4 protein-coding genes are annotated in these 15,745 nt (G+C 63.1%); 1 reads left to right on the plus strand and 3 read right to left on the minus strand.

Annotated features, from left to right (window positions below):
• Positions 1–44 precede the first annotated feature (44 nt).
• Positions 45–1,511 (plus strand): FAD-dependent oxidoreductase, encoded by a 1,467-nt coding sequence (locus YH3_RS31260; protein ID WP_007728632.1) that lies wholly within the window; start codon positions 45–47, stop codon positions 1,509–1,511.
• A 10-nt stretch (positions 1,512–1,521) separates the two neighbouring features.
• Here YH3_RS31260 and YH3_RS31265 read toward each other — a convergent pair whose 3' ends face one another.
• From YH3_RS31265 to YH3_RS31275, 3 genes are all read right to left on the minus strand, one after another.
• Complete coding sequence (locus YH3_RS31265; RefSeq protein WP_007728630.1) at positions 1,522–2,343, minus strand: GNAT family N-acetyltransferase; 822 nt, start codon at positions 2,341–2,343, stop codon at positions 1,522–1,524.
• Positions 2,344–2,445: 102 nt separating this feature from the next.
• Positions 2,446–3,468 carry an alpha/beta hydrolase family protein gene (locus YH3_RS31270; RefSeq protein WP_003944025.1) on the minus strand — a complete coding sequence of 341 codons (1,023 nt, stop codon included), beginning with the start codon at positions 3,466–3,468 and terminating at the stop codon, positions 2,446–2,448.
• An 86-nt stretch (positions 3,469–3,554) separates the two neighbouring features.
• A partial coding sequence (locus YH3_RS31275) for an amino acid adenylation domain-containing protein (protein WP_154100375.1) occupies positions 3,555–15,745 on the minus strand: 12,191 nt, incomplete at its 5' end.

The raw sequence follows: 15,745 nt of genomic DNA on the forward strand, positions 1-15,745 counted from the left end.
CGATTCCCCCACCAACCAACCAGAAGAACGAAGGATCCGAATCCATGGCCGAGGCCAGCTCAATCCGTCCGCAGTCCTCCGCAAACATCGAGCAGTGGCACTTCGAGGCTGACGTCGTCGTCGCCGGCTACGGCATTGCCGGAGTGAGTGCTTCGATCGAGGCCGCGCGAGCGGGCGCCGACGTGTTGGTGCTCGAGCGCACGAGCGGCTGGGGCGGCGCTGCGGCGCTGGCAGGCGGATTCATCTATCTGGGCGGCGGGACCCCGTTGCAGCAGGCACTCGGGTTCGAGGACTCCCCCGCCAACATGAAATCGTTCATGATGGCCGCACTCGGTCCCGGCGCCGACGAGGAGAAGATCACCGACTACTGCGAAGGCAGCGTCGAGCACTACAACTGGCTCGTCGACAACGGTGTGCCGTTCAAGAAGAGTTTCTACGGCCAACCCGGCTGGGAAACACCCTTCGACGACGGACTCATGTATTCCGGCGGCGAGAACTCGGCACCGTTCAACACGATCGCGACACCGGCCCCTCGCGGGCACGTTCCACAGATGAGCGGCAAGCGCACCGGGGAGAAGGGCGGTGGTTTCATGTTGATGAAGCCACTGATCGAGACGGCCGAAAGCCTCGGCGTACGAGCAGAATACGACATGCGAGTCCAGCGCCTGGTCGTCGACGGAGATCGAGTGGTCGGCATCATCGCCAAGCAGTACGGCAAGGAAGTGGCAGTTCGAGCACGCACGGGTGTCGTTCTGGCGACGGGAAGCTTCGCCTACAACGAAGCGATGATCCAGTCGTACGCCCCACGGCTGATCGGGCGCCCCGGTGCGGCTATCGAAGAGCACGACGGAAAGTCCATCCAGATGGCGCAGGCTCTCGGGGCCGACCTCGCGCACATGGACGCCACCGAGGTCGCATTCTTCGGCGACCCCCAGTTGATGATCCGCGGCATTCTCGTCAACGGACGCGGCCAGCGCTACGTCAACGAGGACACGTACCCGGGAAGAATCGGCCAGGAGACGCTGCTGCGCAACGAGAATCAGGCCTACCTGATCATCGACGAAGCTTCCTACGAAGAGGGCTGCGCCGCCGACAGTTCCACACCGTTCTTCAGATTCCAGCCCAAGTGGGTGGCCGAGACCGTCGAGGAACTCGAATCCGACATGGGTCTGCCGGAAGGCACCCTCCAGTCGACCGTCGAGGTCTACAACCGCCACGCCGCCCGTGGTGAGGACCCCGTACTGGGAAAGAAGAAGGAGTGGGTCAAGCCGATCGGCTCACCCGTCGCTGCGCTCGATCTTCGCAATTTCACCGCCGGATTCACGCTCGGCGGTCTGCGCACGTCGATCAACTCGGAGGTCATGCACGTCTCCGGCGAACCGATCCCGGGTCTGTTTGCCGCTGGACGATGCACCGCCGGTGTCTGCGCTGGAGGGTATGCCTCCGGAACGTCCCTCGGAGACGGCAGCTTCTACGGGCGACGCGCCGGAATCAGCGCTGCCAAGGGCTGAGCGTCTCTTCTCAGATGTCAGCGTCCTCGCTGCGACGTTCGAGGAACAACGTGTCACGCCACCGCCCACCCAGTTGAGCGATACGCGAGCGAGTGCCGACGACTCGGAATCCGACGGCCTGGTGCAAGGCGACGCTTGCCCGGTTCTCCGGGAAAATCGACGACTGCACTGTCCAGATCTCACTGGCGTCGGCGGCTTGCACCTGTCGGCGAAGCAGCAGCTTGCCCACGCCGCGCCCGCGAGCGCCGCTACCGATGTAGATGGAGTTCTCGGCGACCCCGCGGTAGCAGTCTCGCGAGGACACCGGGCTGAGGCTCGCCCAGCCTTCGACGCGACCGTCGATCTCGGCCACCCATCGATGATCGGGTAACCATTGCGCGTCGAGCTTCTCGGCGGATGGCACCGAGGTGGTGAACGTCGCGGTTCCGGTGTCGATTCCTTCGCGGTAGATCGAGCGGACGGCATCCCAGTCGCCGGATTCCATGCGGCGCACCACCACGTCATCGGGAAGAACTCCCAGTGTGTCTTCGACCGGACCGCGAGCAGCCACGACGGCGGCCGCTGCCATCAGATCGGAGTATGCCGTTCCGGCAACACTGACAACCGAAGTGCCTTCACGCACCGAAGCCTCGACAAAACCGACCTCGATCAAGGCCTCGAGGTGGGCACTCAACGCCGACGGCTCGAGTGATGCGGCGTGTGCAATCGTGTCGATGTCGATCGGACCGCCGGCAGCAAGTCGGAGCACTCGCAGCCGCGTCGGATCACCCAGGCACGCAAACCTGCGCGCAAGTACGTCGGTGTCGAGGGGAGCGAGTGTTTCTGAACTCATGAGGCGACTATAACGCCGCTGACCTGCAGTTCGGTCGGCTAGGTTCGGCAAGAGTGTCCCGGAGTGAGAAACAACTCAGCCACCGACCCCAGGGTTCGCCGGCTAACGCGCACCGATCGACGCGGCAATCATCGACCACGAGTTGTGAAGATCGTCCTGCCAGTAACCCCAAGAGTGAGTGCCAGTTGCCCGGAAATCATAGGTGGCCGGGATGCCCAAGGAGTCGAGCCGCTCGGCCAAACGCTGGGTGCACTGGTTCGTCCCAGCCTCGATGACTCCACCCACGATCACCTGGTTCGCCAGAACGCCGAGGTCGCCGTTGACCATCGGTCCGCCCAGATTCTCGTGTGGGCCGGGCAGGCCCGATCCATTGCTGATGTAGAGGTCGACCCCCCGCAATCTCTCGGCGTTGACCACAGGATCGTTGGCTACCCAGCCCGGACCGCCGGGAGGACCCCACATGTTGTCCACGTTGCCGCCGCGGAATCCGACCACGAATCTCACGTAGTCCTGACCGGGTTGAGTACTCGTCTCGGCACACCCGCTGAAAGCACCGACGGCACGGTAAACGGATGGCGCCGCCTCGGCCAGGCTCAGAACCGAGGTACCTGCCATCGACAATCCGGCAACGGCATTCGTACCCGTAGTCCCGAGCGTGGCATCGACGATCGGTGGCAACTCCTGGGTGAGAAATGTGGTCCACTTGTTCAGTCCGAGAACAGGATCGGGCTTCTCCCAGTCGGTGTAGTAGCTGTAGGCACCGCCGATCGGGTTGACGACGTTGACGTTCTTGTCGCCGAAGAAGTCGACGACGTCTGTCCGTGTCTGCCACGTCGCCGTGTCCTCGCCTCCGCCGGCGCCATTGAGTAGATAGAGGGTCGGCCGGGGCGCACTTGTGTCTGCCGGCCGAATCACCTCGAGCGGAATCACCTTGTCCATCGCAGCCGAGTAGACGTACATAGTCAGCTGACGGGCGTTGATCTCCTCGACGTGATCGAGAGCTGAACCGCCTGAAGGGGATGTCGGGGCCGGGTCAGCCGAGGCCAACGCTGCTTCGCCGAACAGTCCCGTCCACGCGACGAGGGCGACGACAAGCATTGCCCGAGTACGTCCGATTCTTCTCATTGCCGCTCCTCGTGCTCGATTGCGGTGCCCGGCAACAGCTCGGTGGCGCTCGCTTCGCGGGCGTGCGGCTTGGTGGCTTGAAGTTGTCATGCCCGTTCGGGGTATCCGGAAAACATCGAGAGCACCCGGGCGAGCTCCGGTCCGATGACCGCCATGGCCGGAGGTTCGATCATCTCGTTGTGTTCGCAGCGCACGGGCACCTCCACGATCCGGCCCGTAACGAGTGGGCTCCATTCCTGCGGCGACCTGTCGCGCGGAATCGTGTCGTCTTCTCCCGATGCCAGGAAGATCAGCAGATCTCCTTCGTAGACCTGGGGAACGAACTGGTGCGTGATTCTCTGTGAAGTCTCGTACCCTCGGGCAATCCGTTCGAGGTCCCGACCGTCGACTCCCGTCTCGGGCCCGAGCCTCCGGGCCAACACGGCCGCCGCCTCGTCGAAGGTCAGATCTCGGTCGGTCTCGATCTCGAGGCCGAGTCCTCGCAGTAGGTCTCGGACGTCGAGTTCGGCTGACGCAGGGGCATCGCCGTTGTCGGGGTAGCTGTCCATCATCGCCAGTGTGGCGACGTCGCGGCCGGACGATTGCAGTTCGACGGCCATGGCGTGCGCGATGACTCCGCCGAGGGACCACCCGAGTAAGTCGTACGGCCCGTCCGGCGAAACGGCCTCCACCTCTTCGACGTAGCGATGGGCTAACTGTTCGATCGACTGATAGTCACCGTCGTCGCTGAGAGCGGGGAGCTGAAGTCCGTACACGGGTCTGTCCTCGGGCAGATACCGCACCAAGCCGGCATACCCCCAGGACAGGCCGATACCGGGGTGCACACAGAACAGCGGTCGCCCAGTCCCTTTCGTCCGCAGTGGAACAACCACGGCGAGAAGCTCTTCCATACCGGCGTCGGCTGTCGGCATGTCGAGGCGTCGAGCGATTCCAGCGGGTGTCGGGTCGAGGAACATCCACTGAAGCGGGATTCTCCGTCGGAAACGAGAGTGCAGTGCGCTGACGATTCGGGTGGCCACCAGGGAGGACCCGCCCAGGTCGAAGAAGCTGTCGGTAGTGCTCACCCGGCTGACACCCAGAACCTCGACGAACGAGTCGACCACGGCACGCTCGGTGTCGGTGACCGGCTCGCGGAACTCGGCTGCAGCCGAACCGAATTCGGGTTCCGGTAAGGCCTTTCGGTCGAGCTTGCCCACCGGTGTCATCGGAATCCGCGCGAGAAGCACCACTGCCGACGGAACCATGTGCGAGGGTAGTCGGTCGGCTGCGTACGCCCGTATCTCGTCAGTGCCGGTGGCGTCAGCAGCTGACGCACGCACGTACGACACCAGGACCGTTTCACCCGACGGTCCCGTGTGGCCGACAGTCGCGGCGAAGTCCACCGACGGATGGCGTGAGAGAACTGCATCGATTTCCCCGAGTTCAATCCGAAAACCACGGACCTTGACCTGGAAGTCGCTGCGCCCGATGTATTCGAGCGTGTGATGCACTCCATCGCCGGAGCCAACGATTTTGGCACTGTCACCGCCGGATTCACGCCAACGCACGACATCTCCGGTGCGGTACATCCGGCGCCCCGGCGACCCGTACGAGCACGCGACAAATCGTTCCGACGTGAGCGACGCCCGATTATGGTACCCACGTGCCATACCTGGACCGATGATGTACAACTCCCCCGGCACGCCCACCGGGACGGGCTGCAAACGCTCGTCCAGCACCAGGAAGCCGAAGCCCACTGCCGGCGAGCCGATGTTCACTCCCGCACCGGGTTTCATCGAATCGCTGACGCTCGCCTGCACGGTGGTTTCAGTCGGGCCGTAGCCGTTGTGCAGCCTCCGACCCGGCGCCCATTGCGCGACGACCTCCGGCGGGCAGGCCTCGCCCACCAGATCGAGAACACGGAGCGCCTCGAAACCGTTGTCACCCAACGCCGCCAGCGCGGTCGGTGTAATGGTGGCATGAGTGACCTGCTCGCGCCGGAAAACATCGGCCAATTCGGCGCCACCGTACACAGCAGGCGGAACGATCACGACTTGCGCCGAGGCGCTGAATGCCATCGTCAACTCGAAGATGGAAGCGTCGAAACTCGGCGATGCCAACTGAGAGACATGACAGTCGTGAGTGACCTCGAACCTCTCACGAGTTTCGGCCGTGAAGCTCGCCAAACCTCGATGAGTAATGTTCACTCCCTTGGGTTTCCCGGTAGATCCCGAGGTGTAGATCAGGTAGGCCGGATGATCGAGGTTCAGTTCACCGGTTCGATCGTCATCGGTGATCGGTTCCGGCGACAGCGCGGCTACCCGCCGGGCGAAGTGTGGGTCGTCGAGTTCCAGCCAGGGAACAACGTCGGGTAGGTGAGTTCGGCTGGTCTGAACAGTCAAACCGAGCGAGGCTCGGCAATCGGCGAGCATGTATTCGACGCGCTCGCGCGGATAGGCCGGATCGACAGGCACAAAAGCCGCTCCGGCTTTGGTCACCGACCAGATCGCGACCACCGATTCGATCGAGCGAGGCATTCCCAGTGCCACGAAGGTCTCCGGGCCCACACCGCGACCGCACAACTCCCGGGCAACACGATTCGACCACTCGTCCAGGTCGCGATAACTGAGCTGCCGGTTCTCGAGCGACAGGGCCACCGAGTCAGGATCGATCGCCACGGCGTCCGCCAACAACTCAGGCCACAATTTCGGAGGTACTTCGGGGAGCCCATGCGCCGGCGTCAACTCGCGACGTTCGAGATCGCCGAGTAGGTCGATGTCACCGATCGGTACCTGCGGATTCCGGGTCACGGCCTCGAGCACACGAACGAACATGTCGGCAAAACCGCCGACCGTACCGGGGTCGAAGAGATCAGTGGCAAAGTCGACGGCTCCGCTCATCCCTCCCGGTTCACCGCGATCGTCGTACTCCTCGGCCAGAAGGAATTCCAGGTCTACCTTCACTACCTCGAGTTCAGGGTCGATCCCGCGGACATCCAGTCCCGGTAGCTTCAGAATCGGTCGTTTGTTGTTCTGGAATTCCAGCGACACCGAGAAAATCGGTGCATAGGCGCTCGACCGTTTCGGCCCGACCGCGTCCACTACCCGCTCGAAGGGCACGTCGGAATAAGCGAACGCGGCGAGGTCGACTTCGCGGCAATGCTCAACCAACTCGCGGAACGATCGAGCCGGATCCACCTGTGTGCGCAGTGCGAGCGTGCCGACGAACATGCCGACCAGATCATCGAGGGCACGATCTCCCCGGCCGGCGATCGGCGTGCCGATCACGATGTCGTCGGTGCTGCCCAAACGTGCCAGCAAGAGCGCGAGCGCTGCATGCACAGTCATGAATGCAGTGGACTCGTGCTGCCGCGACACGTTCAGAATACGGCGGTGAAGATCACTGCTGATCGAGAAGTGAATCCGCGAGCCGTGAAAACTCTGTTGCGTCGGCCGGTCTCGATCGAGCGGAAGTTCCAAGAGGTCGGGAGCACCTGACAATGCACGTCGCCAGTAAGCCAACTGCTCACTGATCACCGACCCGGGGTCGTCGACTGAGCCCAGAATCTCCCGTTGCCAGAGCGCAAAGTCGGCGTACTGGACTGGAAGCGGCGTCCACTGGGGATCCCCGCCGTACGCGTGGGCCTCGTATGCAATCATCACGTCTCGGGTCAACGGAGACATCGAGAAGCCGTCAGCCGAGATGTGGTGCACCACTACGGCAAGCACGTGTTCGCGCTCATCGATGGTGAACAACGCTGCCCGCAGGGGAATTCGTGCGGCGACGTCGAAACCGGCCGAGACCATCCGGGCAAGCTCGTCACGGAGATGATGTTCGTCGGTCACCGATGTCTCGGTCAGTTGCGGCAGCTCGGCGCTCTCGGTGGGCAGGATGTGCTGGACCGGTCCGTCACCGTGGACCGGGAACATCGTTCGCAGCGATTCGTGGCGGGCGATGACATCGGACATCGCTGATCTCAAGGCCGGTTTGTCGAGTTCACCGCTCAACCGCACCACGAGCGGAATGTTGTATGCAGGAGAACTGGTGTCGAGTTGATTGACGAACCACATCCGCTGCTGAGCAAACGACAAGGGGATGCTGTCGGGTCGGGGGCGCGGTCCCAGTCGCTCCGACCCTTCGGCAACCGACTGGCCGATCACCGTAGCCAACTCGGCGACCGTCGGCGTCTCGAACAGATCCCGCACGCCTACGGTAGCTCCGAGCACCGCCCGTAGCCTCGCCGCGACCGAAGTGGCGCTCAGAGAATTTCCACCGAGCTCGAAGAAACTGATGTCGGTACCGACTCGTTCGAGGCCGAGCACCTCGCCGAACACGTCCGACACTGCCTGTTCGACCGGGCCGACCGGGGGACGGAAATCCCCTGTGGTCGCCTCGATTTCGGGTCTTGGCAACGCCGAACGGTCGACTTTTCCGACAGCGGTCAACGGAATGTTCTCCAGCACCGTGAGAACGGCAGGCACCATGTGCGAAGGCAAGCGCCGGGCCACGGCGCGAATCAGAATCCTGGTGTCCAGTCGACCCGCCGTGGGCACGACGTACGACACGAGTCGGGTGTCTCCGGTGGGGCCGGAATCGGCAACCGTAACGGCAAAACCGACGTTGGGCTCCGACATGAGCACACAGTCGATCTCACCGAGTTCGACACGGAAGCCTCGAACCTTGACCTGGAAGTCGCTTCGCCCGACGTACTCGACACACATGTCCGCCGTCCATCGCACGATGTCGCCGGTGCGGTACATCCGCGTTCCTGGGTCAGCCGGGTTGGCAACAAAGCGTTCTGCCGTCAACCCCGCCCTTCGGTGATATCCCCGTGCCACGCCTGGTCCGGCCAGGTACAGCTCGCCGGGGACCCCGACGGGAACCGCTTGAAGTCGAGTGTCGAGCACCAGTTCGCTGACGCCCCTGACGGGTCCACCGATGGTGATTGGTTCTCCGGCGGTCATCGGCGGGCTGACGTTGGACATGATCGTTGCTTCGGTCGGTCCGTACGCGTTGTACAAGCGGCGGCCAGGTGCCCAGCGAGCGACGAGGTCGGGCGGGCACGCCTCGCCCCCGAATACGACTTCCGAAAGTTGTTCCAGCCCAGCCGGGTCCACCGATGCCAATGCCGCTGTGGTGACGAACGCGTGCGTGACGGCGTGCTCTGCCAGAAGTTGCGCCAGGTCCTCGCCCCCGTAGATCCCGGGTGGAGCGATAACCATCGTCGCCCCGGCTCCGAAAGCCTGCAGATATTCGAAGAGCGACCCGTCGAAACTCGGAGTGGAGAAGTGCAGCGTGCGTGATTGTGGAGTTGCGCCGTAGCGTTCGAGCTGGTCTCGGGCGAAGTTGTCGAGCCCTCGCTGCGTGACCACGACGCCCTTGGGCACGCCGGTCGACCCCGAGGTGTAGACCACGTAGGCAGCTGAATCCAACCCGATCGGACGGAGTCGGTCGTTGTCGGTCAACGGGCTCCCCGAGAATCCCTCGCACTTCTTCGTGAAATGCGGATCGTCGATAATCAGCCACTCCGCGATATCGGGCAATCGATCTCGGCCCGCGGTGGTGGTCAATCCGAAGCTGACCTTCGAATCGATCAGCATGTGATTGATCCGCTCGTCCGGATAGTCGGGATCGATCGGCACGAACGCAGCGCCTGTCTTGGCGACGGCAAGTATCGACACCACGGACGCGAGAGAACGTGGGACACCGACCGCTACATAGTCCTCGGTTCCCAGGCCGTGCGAGACGAGCATGCGAGCAATGCGATTGGAAAGGATGTCCAGCTCGCCGTAGGTCATGCTGCCGTCCGCCGATTCCACGGCCGGTGCGTTCGGATCACGCTGGGCTGCCTCGTCGAAGATCTCCGGGAAGACGCGCGACGACCCGCCGGCCGTGCCACGGACTGGCACCAATTCAGTATGTTCGGAGGCTGCGAGCACCGACACCACAGCCAAGGGACGATCCGGCTGGGTACACGCTTCGAGTACGCGCCGCAGTCGTCCGGCGATCTCTTCGATGTCGGCGGCACCGAAAACCTCGGGTATGTACTCGAATTTCAGGCGGAGCCTGGTGTCGACCGATGCTACGAGGCTGAGCGGGTAGTGGGCAGCGTCCTTGGCTTCGACATCGGTGATCCGGACCCCCGCAATATCGGTATCGGACGAAAGCCCCTGACGGTCAACGGGATACGATTCGAAGACAGTCAACGTGTCGAATCCGATCTCCGGCCCCGCGCCTACGTGGATCTCGGAAAGCCCGAGACAGTGGTGATCCGACAGCTCTGCTTGCTCGGCCTGGATCCGCGCGAGGAGTGTGCCGATACTTTCACTCGGGCGCAGCGTGATTCGGACCGGAATTGTGTTGATGAACAGCCCGACCATGGTTTCGATCCCGGTCAGCTCGGGAGGTCGACCCGACACCGTCGCTCCGAACACCACATCGTCTCTCCCGGTCAGTGCAGCAAGGACGATCCCCCACGATGCCTGAACAATCGTGTTGATCGTCAGCCCGAGTTCACGCGCCATTCCGCGAAGTGAGGTTGTGAATTCCTCGTCCAGATCGAACACCCACTCGGCCGCCATGGTGGAGAGTCGACGCGATCGAACCGCTGGAGCCAACAGCGTCGGTCCTTCGACTCCGCTCAGCGTCCTCGCCCACACAGCTCGGGAAGCTTGCTGATCGCGGCGGCTCATCCAGGTCAGATAGTCGCGATACGCGCGCGCGTGAGGCAAGGCCGCCACTTGACCGTCGGCGGCATAGAGCGTCGCCAATTCCCGGATCAGCAGGGGCATGGACCAGCCGTCCAGAAGGATGTGATGATTGGTGAGCACGAGCGTGAACTTCTCGGGGGCGAGAGCGATCAGGGTGAATCGGATCAACGGCGCCCGTGCCATGTCGAACGGGCGCGCTCGGTCCTCGGCCAGCGCTCGATCAATTTCCTGATCTGGTGCACCAGTGAGGTCGATTTCCTGCCACGGCGCTGCCACGTTGCTTCGGACCACCTGGACGGCACGGCCGTCGGCGCTGTGAAGGAAGGCGGTACGCAGGTTCTCATGCCGGCCGAGCAGCGCGTCGGCGGCGCGGCGCAGGCGCTCCGAATCGACTGCGCCGGCAAGATCGAGAGCCACTTGTACGAGGTATGCGTCGACCGATCGTTCGGCCAATTCGGCGTGGAACAACAACCCCGCTTGCAGTGGAGAGAGAGGCCAGACATCGCTCAGGTCGGGACACCGACTTTCGAGGTCGTCGATCGCCTCCTGTCGAAGATCGACCAGATCGAAGTCCGAGGGTGTGAATCCGCCGCCGCCCGCCGCGAACTCTGCGAGCCCGGCCAGTGCGTCGAGCCACCACTGCCCCAGTTGCCGAACGTCGTCCGCACCCAGAATGTCCGGTGGGAACGTCCACCCGGCAACGAGCTGCGGACCGTCCTCGGTATCGCTGTCGACCGTCATCACGTTGACCTCGAGGACGCTGGCGAGTGGGAGATCGACGGCCGCAACCGTCCGCAGGTCCTCGTCACGGATCGGTACCCATCCCGCTGAAGCGTCGGCATCGGATCCACCGACGCGTCCGAGGTAGTTGAAGCTGATCTGAGGCACCGGAAGTTGCGAAAGAGTGTGTGCCGTTTCGCGGTTCAGATAGAGCAGCAACCCGAAGCCGATGCCGCGGTCCGGCACCGCCCGGAGTTGTTCCTTGACAGTCTTGGCAGCGACGCCGGCAGCCGGGCCGCCGGCGAAGGCGTCACCCGGATCCACTCCGCTCAGATCGATCCGCACCGGGAAGATCGTCGTGAACCATCCCACCGTGCGAGCAAGATCTGCCCCGGGAACCACCTGTTCCTCGCGTCCGTGCCCCTCGAGACTGATCAATGTCTCCGGATTGTCGATGCCGCGGTCCATGCGCCAGCGGACCATCGCAAGTGCCAAAGCCGTCAACAATCCGTCCTCGACGCTCCCGTGAATCGCCTGCGGAACTGTCGTCGACACGGCCTCGGTCAATCCCGTGGGAACTCGTACTTCGATGTCAATGGTGGCCGAGGCGGTGTCCCTCTTCGTCAGGGCGTGCACACCCAGAGTCGGATCGGGACCCTCGAGCACCTCTCGCCAATAGTCGATCTCAGCCACCCGATCGGGCTCGCACGCGGCGTCGACGAGGCCATGTGCCCATCGACGCATCGAGGTTCCGACCGGAGCAAGTGACGGGTCGACGCCTGACTGCACCTGCGCACAGGCAAGTGCAAGATCGGGGATCAGGATTCGCCAGGAAACACCGTCCGTCACCAGATGGTGCGCTACCAGTAGCAACCGTTTCCGGCTCTGCCGGTCCTTTTGAATCTGCCCGTCGGTGTCGAGCAGGACTGCCTGCACCATCACACCTGCCTCCGGGTCGAGCCGCCCCAGAGCTGCGTCGAGTTCTGTCGAGGACGTCCTCGCGGCAGAACCCCCGAGGCTCACGTGGCGTACGACGGTCTCCGCTCGCACCGTACCTACAGGCGCAACGTCCATCCGCCGAGCGGATTCAGGATGATGCGTCGCCCGGATGCCCGCGCGGAGGATGTCGTGGTGGTCCAGCACAGCCTGCATGGCCAGTGTCAGCGTGACCTCGTCGAGCGTGGCAGGAACCGAGAGCAGAACAGATTGGGAGTACCGGCGAAAATCTCCACCACGGTCAAGCATCCATTCGACGATCGGCGTCAATTCGATCTCACCGACGCCGCCGCCAGGTAATTCGTCGACGACGACACGGTTGCCAGCCGTTCCGGCCGTCTCGGACAGCGCCGCAACAGTTTTGCGTTCGAACACCTCGCGCGGTGTGATCAGAACTCCGGCAGACCTGGCGCGCGTCACCAACTGGATGGACATGATCGAGTCACCGCCGAGAGTGAAGAACGAATCGTCGACCCCCACCTCCTCGAGTCCCAGAACTTCGGCGAACAGACTCGCAAGGATGTTTTCCGTTGCGGACGCGGGGCCACGACTTACGGTTGCCTGTCGCCCGAAGTCAGGTTCAGGCAATGCATTCCGGTCGAGCTTTCCGTTCACCGTCAGCGGCAAACCCTCGAGAACCGTCACGACAGCGGGGACCATGTGGGGCGCCAACCTCTGTGAGACATACTCGAGCAACGCCGCCGGAGAGATAGTGGCACCGGACTCCGGCACCACGTAGCCCACCAACCGGTCTCTGCGGGCTACCACCGCCGACTGAGACACGCCCACTCCGGAGAGCAGTGCAGCCTCCACCTCGCCGAGTTCGATTCGGTACCCCTTCACCTGCACCTGCAGATCGTTTCGTCCGAGGTACTCCAGCTGCCCGCTGTCGTTCCAGCGCCCCAGGTCACCGGATCGATACATACGCGCACCACTGACCGCGAGGTCGGGAATGAACCGCGCGGACGTCAGACCGAACCGGCCGAGGTATCCGCGTGAAACCTGATCACCGGAGACATACAGTTCACCCACCACACCGGGCGGCACCGGGTGCAACCGCTGATCCAACACATACACACGCAATCCGGGTAACGCCCGACCAATCACCGAGGCCGATCGTTGACGCACCAGCACACGATCGAGCGGTAAATGGCTGACGTGCACAGTGGTCTCCGTGATGCCGTACATGTTGACCAGATCTGGTGACGAAGTCCCGCGACGGGCGTACCAGCGCGTCAACTGTCCGAAGTCGAGCGCTTCTCCGCCGAAGATCACGTAGCGCAATGACAGGGCCACACCCCCGGCAAGCCGGTCGGCTTCCGCCAATTGATAGAAGGCAGTGGGAGTTTGATTGAGCACCGTGACACGTTCGTGCCGTAGCAATTCGAGGAATGCCTCTGGTGAACGGGCCGTGAAGTAGTCGACCAGTACCAGTCGGCCACCGTGTGCGAGTGCGCCCCACATTTCCCAGACCGAGAAGTCGAATGCCTCCGAATGGAACATCGTCCACACATCGCCGCTGCCGAAGCCGAAGAGCGCTCTGGTGTTTGCCAGCAACCTCACTACGCTGCGGTGAGAAACCTGCACCCCCTTCGGGCGCCCGGTGGACCCCGAGGTGTAGATCACGTAGGCCACCGATTCGGGTCGGAGCGGTAGCAGCCGATCTCGGTCGGTCACCGCAAGCGGAGAAAACCTTTGCAGCGCATCGAGAATCACCGGGTCGTCTACCGCAATCACTGGAATCTCGCTGTCTGCGATTGCGTCACTGTCTCGTATGTAGTCGCCGTCGGCCCGGGTGGTCAACACACACTTCGGCCGGGCGTCACGCAGCACGAAGTCCACCCGGTTTACCGGAGAAGTCGAGTCCACCGGTACGTATCCGCCACCCGCCTTCACCACCGCCAGCAATGCCACCATCAGGTCGATCGAGCGGGCCATCGCGACTGCCACCAAGGTTTCCGGCCCCACCCCCTGCGCCACCAACAGTCGAGCAAGGCGGTTTGCTCGCTCGTCGAGTTCGCGGTACGTAACCGACAATCCGCCGCAGCGCACCGCCACGGCATCACCGGACGTCAGCGCCGTGCGATCGAAGAGATCCGACAACGAATCCTCGTCTGTTCCGGCGCCGGAGGGCGTGGGCGCAACCAGCAACCCGCTGAAATCGCCGGCCAGAATCATGTCGATATCACCGACGACCACCGACTGGTTCTCGGTCACGGCGCCGATCACTCTTTCGAAGCGCGCCGCGATGCGCGCCACCGACATTCGATCGAAAATATCTGTTGCATAACGGAAACCGGCGCTGATACCAGCGGGCTCACCGTGCTCGTCGACGTGCTCCATCACACTCAGTTGCAGATCGAATTTCGCAACCGCGAGATCGACGTCGAGCGAGCGAACCGTCAGTTCCGGCAAGTCGAAGCGCAGTCCCGTATCGGTCTGGAATTCGAGGAGTACCTGAAACAGAGGTGAATGCTCGGTGGAACGGTCGGGCGAGAGGTAATCCACCAACCTCTCGAAGGGGATGTCTGCATGGTCCAGAGCACCGAGATCCGTTGACCGCACCGCGGCCAACACCTCGGCAAAGGTTGCTCCGGATGAGACAGGTGTGCGAAGGACGAGCGTGTTGACGAACATCCCGACCACATCGTCGAACACCGATGCACCGCGACCTGCGACCGGAGTCCCGATCACTACGTCGTCCGCTGTAGTGAGCCGTGCCAGCAATACCGCCAGAGCCGCATGCATCACCATGAACAGAGACGAACCGTTCTGGTGTGCGAGTTCGTTCAAAGCTCGATGGATCTCGGGCGAGAAGTCCATCGAAACCACCGCGCCCTCGGCAGACCGTTTCGAGGTTCGTGGTCTATCGAGAGGGAGCGGCAAGACGTCCGGAATACCCGACAGCTTCGCTGTCCAATAATCGAATTCGGCCGAGGGCGAAGTTTCCGGACCAACGTCTGCGTCGACGATCTCACGCTGCCAGAGGGTGTAGTCGGCGTACTGAACCGGCAGCGGCGCCCAGTCCGGGCTCCGACCTTGCGTGCGCGCGGTATATGCACTCATCAGGTCGCGTGCCAGTGGTGCCATCGAGAAGCCGTCTGCGGCGATGTGGTGAACAACGATCGCGAGTACATGCTGCTCCGGTCCGGTTCGGAGTAACCTCACGTGCAGCGGGAACCCTTCGGACACATCGAATCCGATGTCGAAGAACGCGTGCAAGTCCGTGAAAAGCCACTCGCCGGGAATCGGCACGGGGTGGATTCGAGGAGCAGCGACCGCGGGTTCGGCGATCACCTGGTAGGGCCCGTCTGCGGACGCAGGAAAGATCGTTCGAAGAGATTCGTGCCGTTCCACCACATCACCCAGCGCGGCTTGGAGCGCACCCGAATCCAGGAACCCGTCCAGTTGTAGTGCGACGGGGATGTTGTAGAGCGGAGACGACGTGTCGAACTGGTTGACGAACCACATCCGCGATTGCGCGAACGACAGCGGAATACGTTCTGGCCGTGCCCTACTCGTGAGGGGCACACGAGTAGCTTCCTCGGGTCCAGGCTCGCCCGGCGCGGAGTCGATTGGATCTATCGAGGCCGCCAGGTCCGCGACCACGGGGGCGTCGAACAGTGCATTGACCCCCATATTGGTGTGCAATGCGGCGTTGATGCGGGCGATGACTCGAGTGGCGCTGAGGGAATCCCCGCCGAGTTCGAAGAAACTGTCGTCGGCACCCACCTGGTCGAGACCGAGAACGTCGGCAACAGCACGGGCGATTCCGATTTCGGCAGGAGTGGCAGGAATCCGGTATGCAGCGCTCGCAAAATCGGTGTCCGGGAGGGCTTTACGGTCCAACTTCCCATGCACCGTCACCGGAA

This window comes from Rhodococcus sp. YH3-3 (assembly GCF_001653035.1).
Lineage (GTDB): Bacteria > Actinomycetota > Actinomycetes > Mycobacteriales > Mycobacteriaceae > Rhodococcus_F > Rhodococcus_F qingshengii.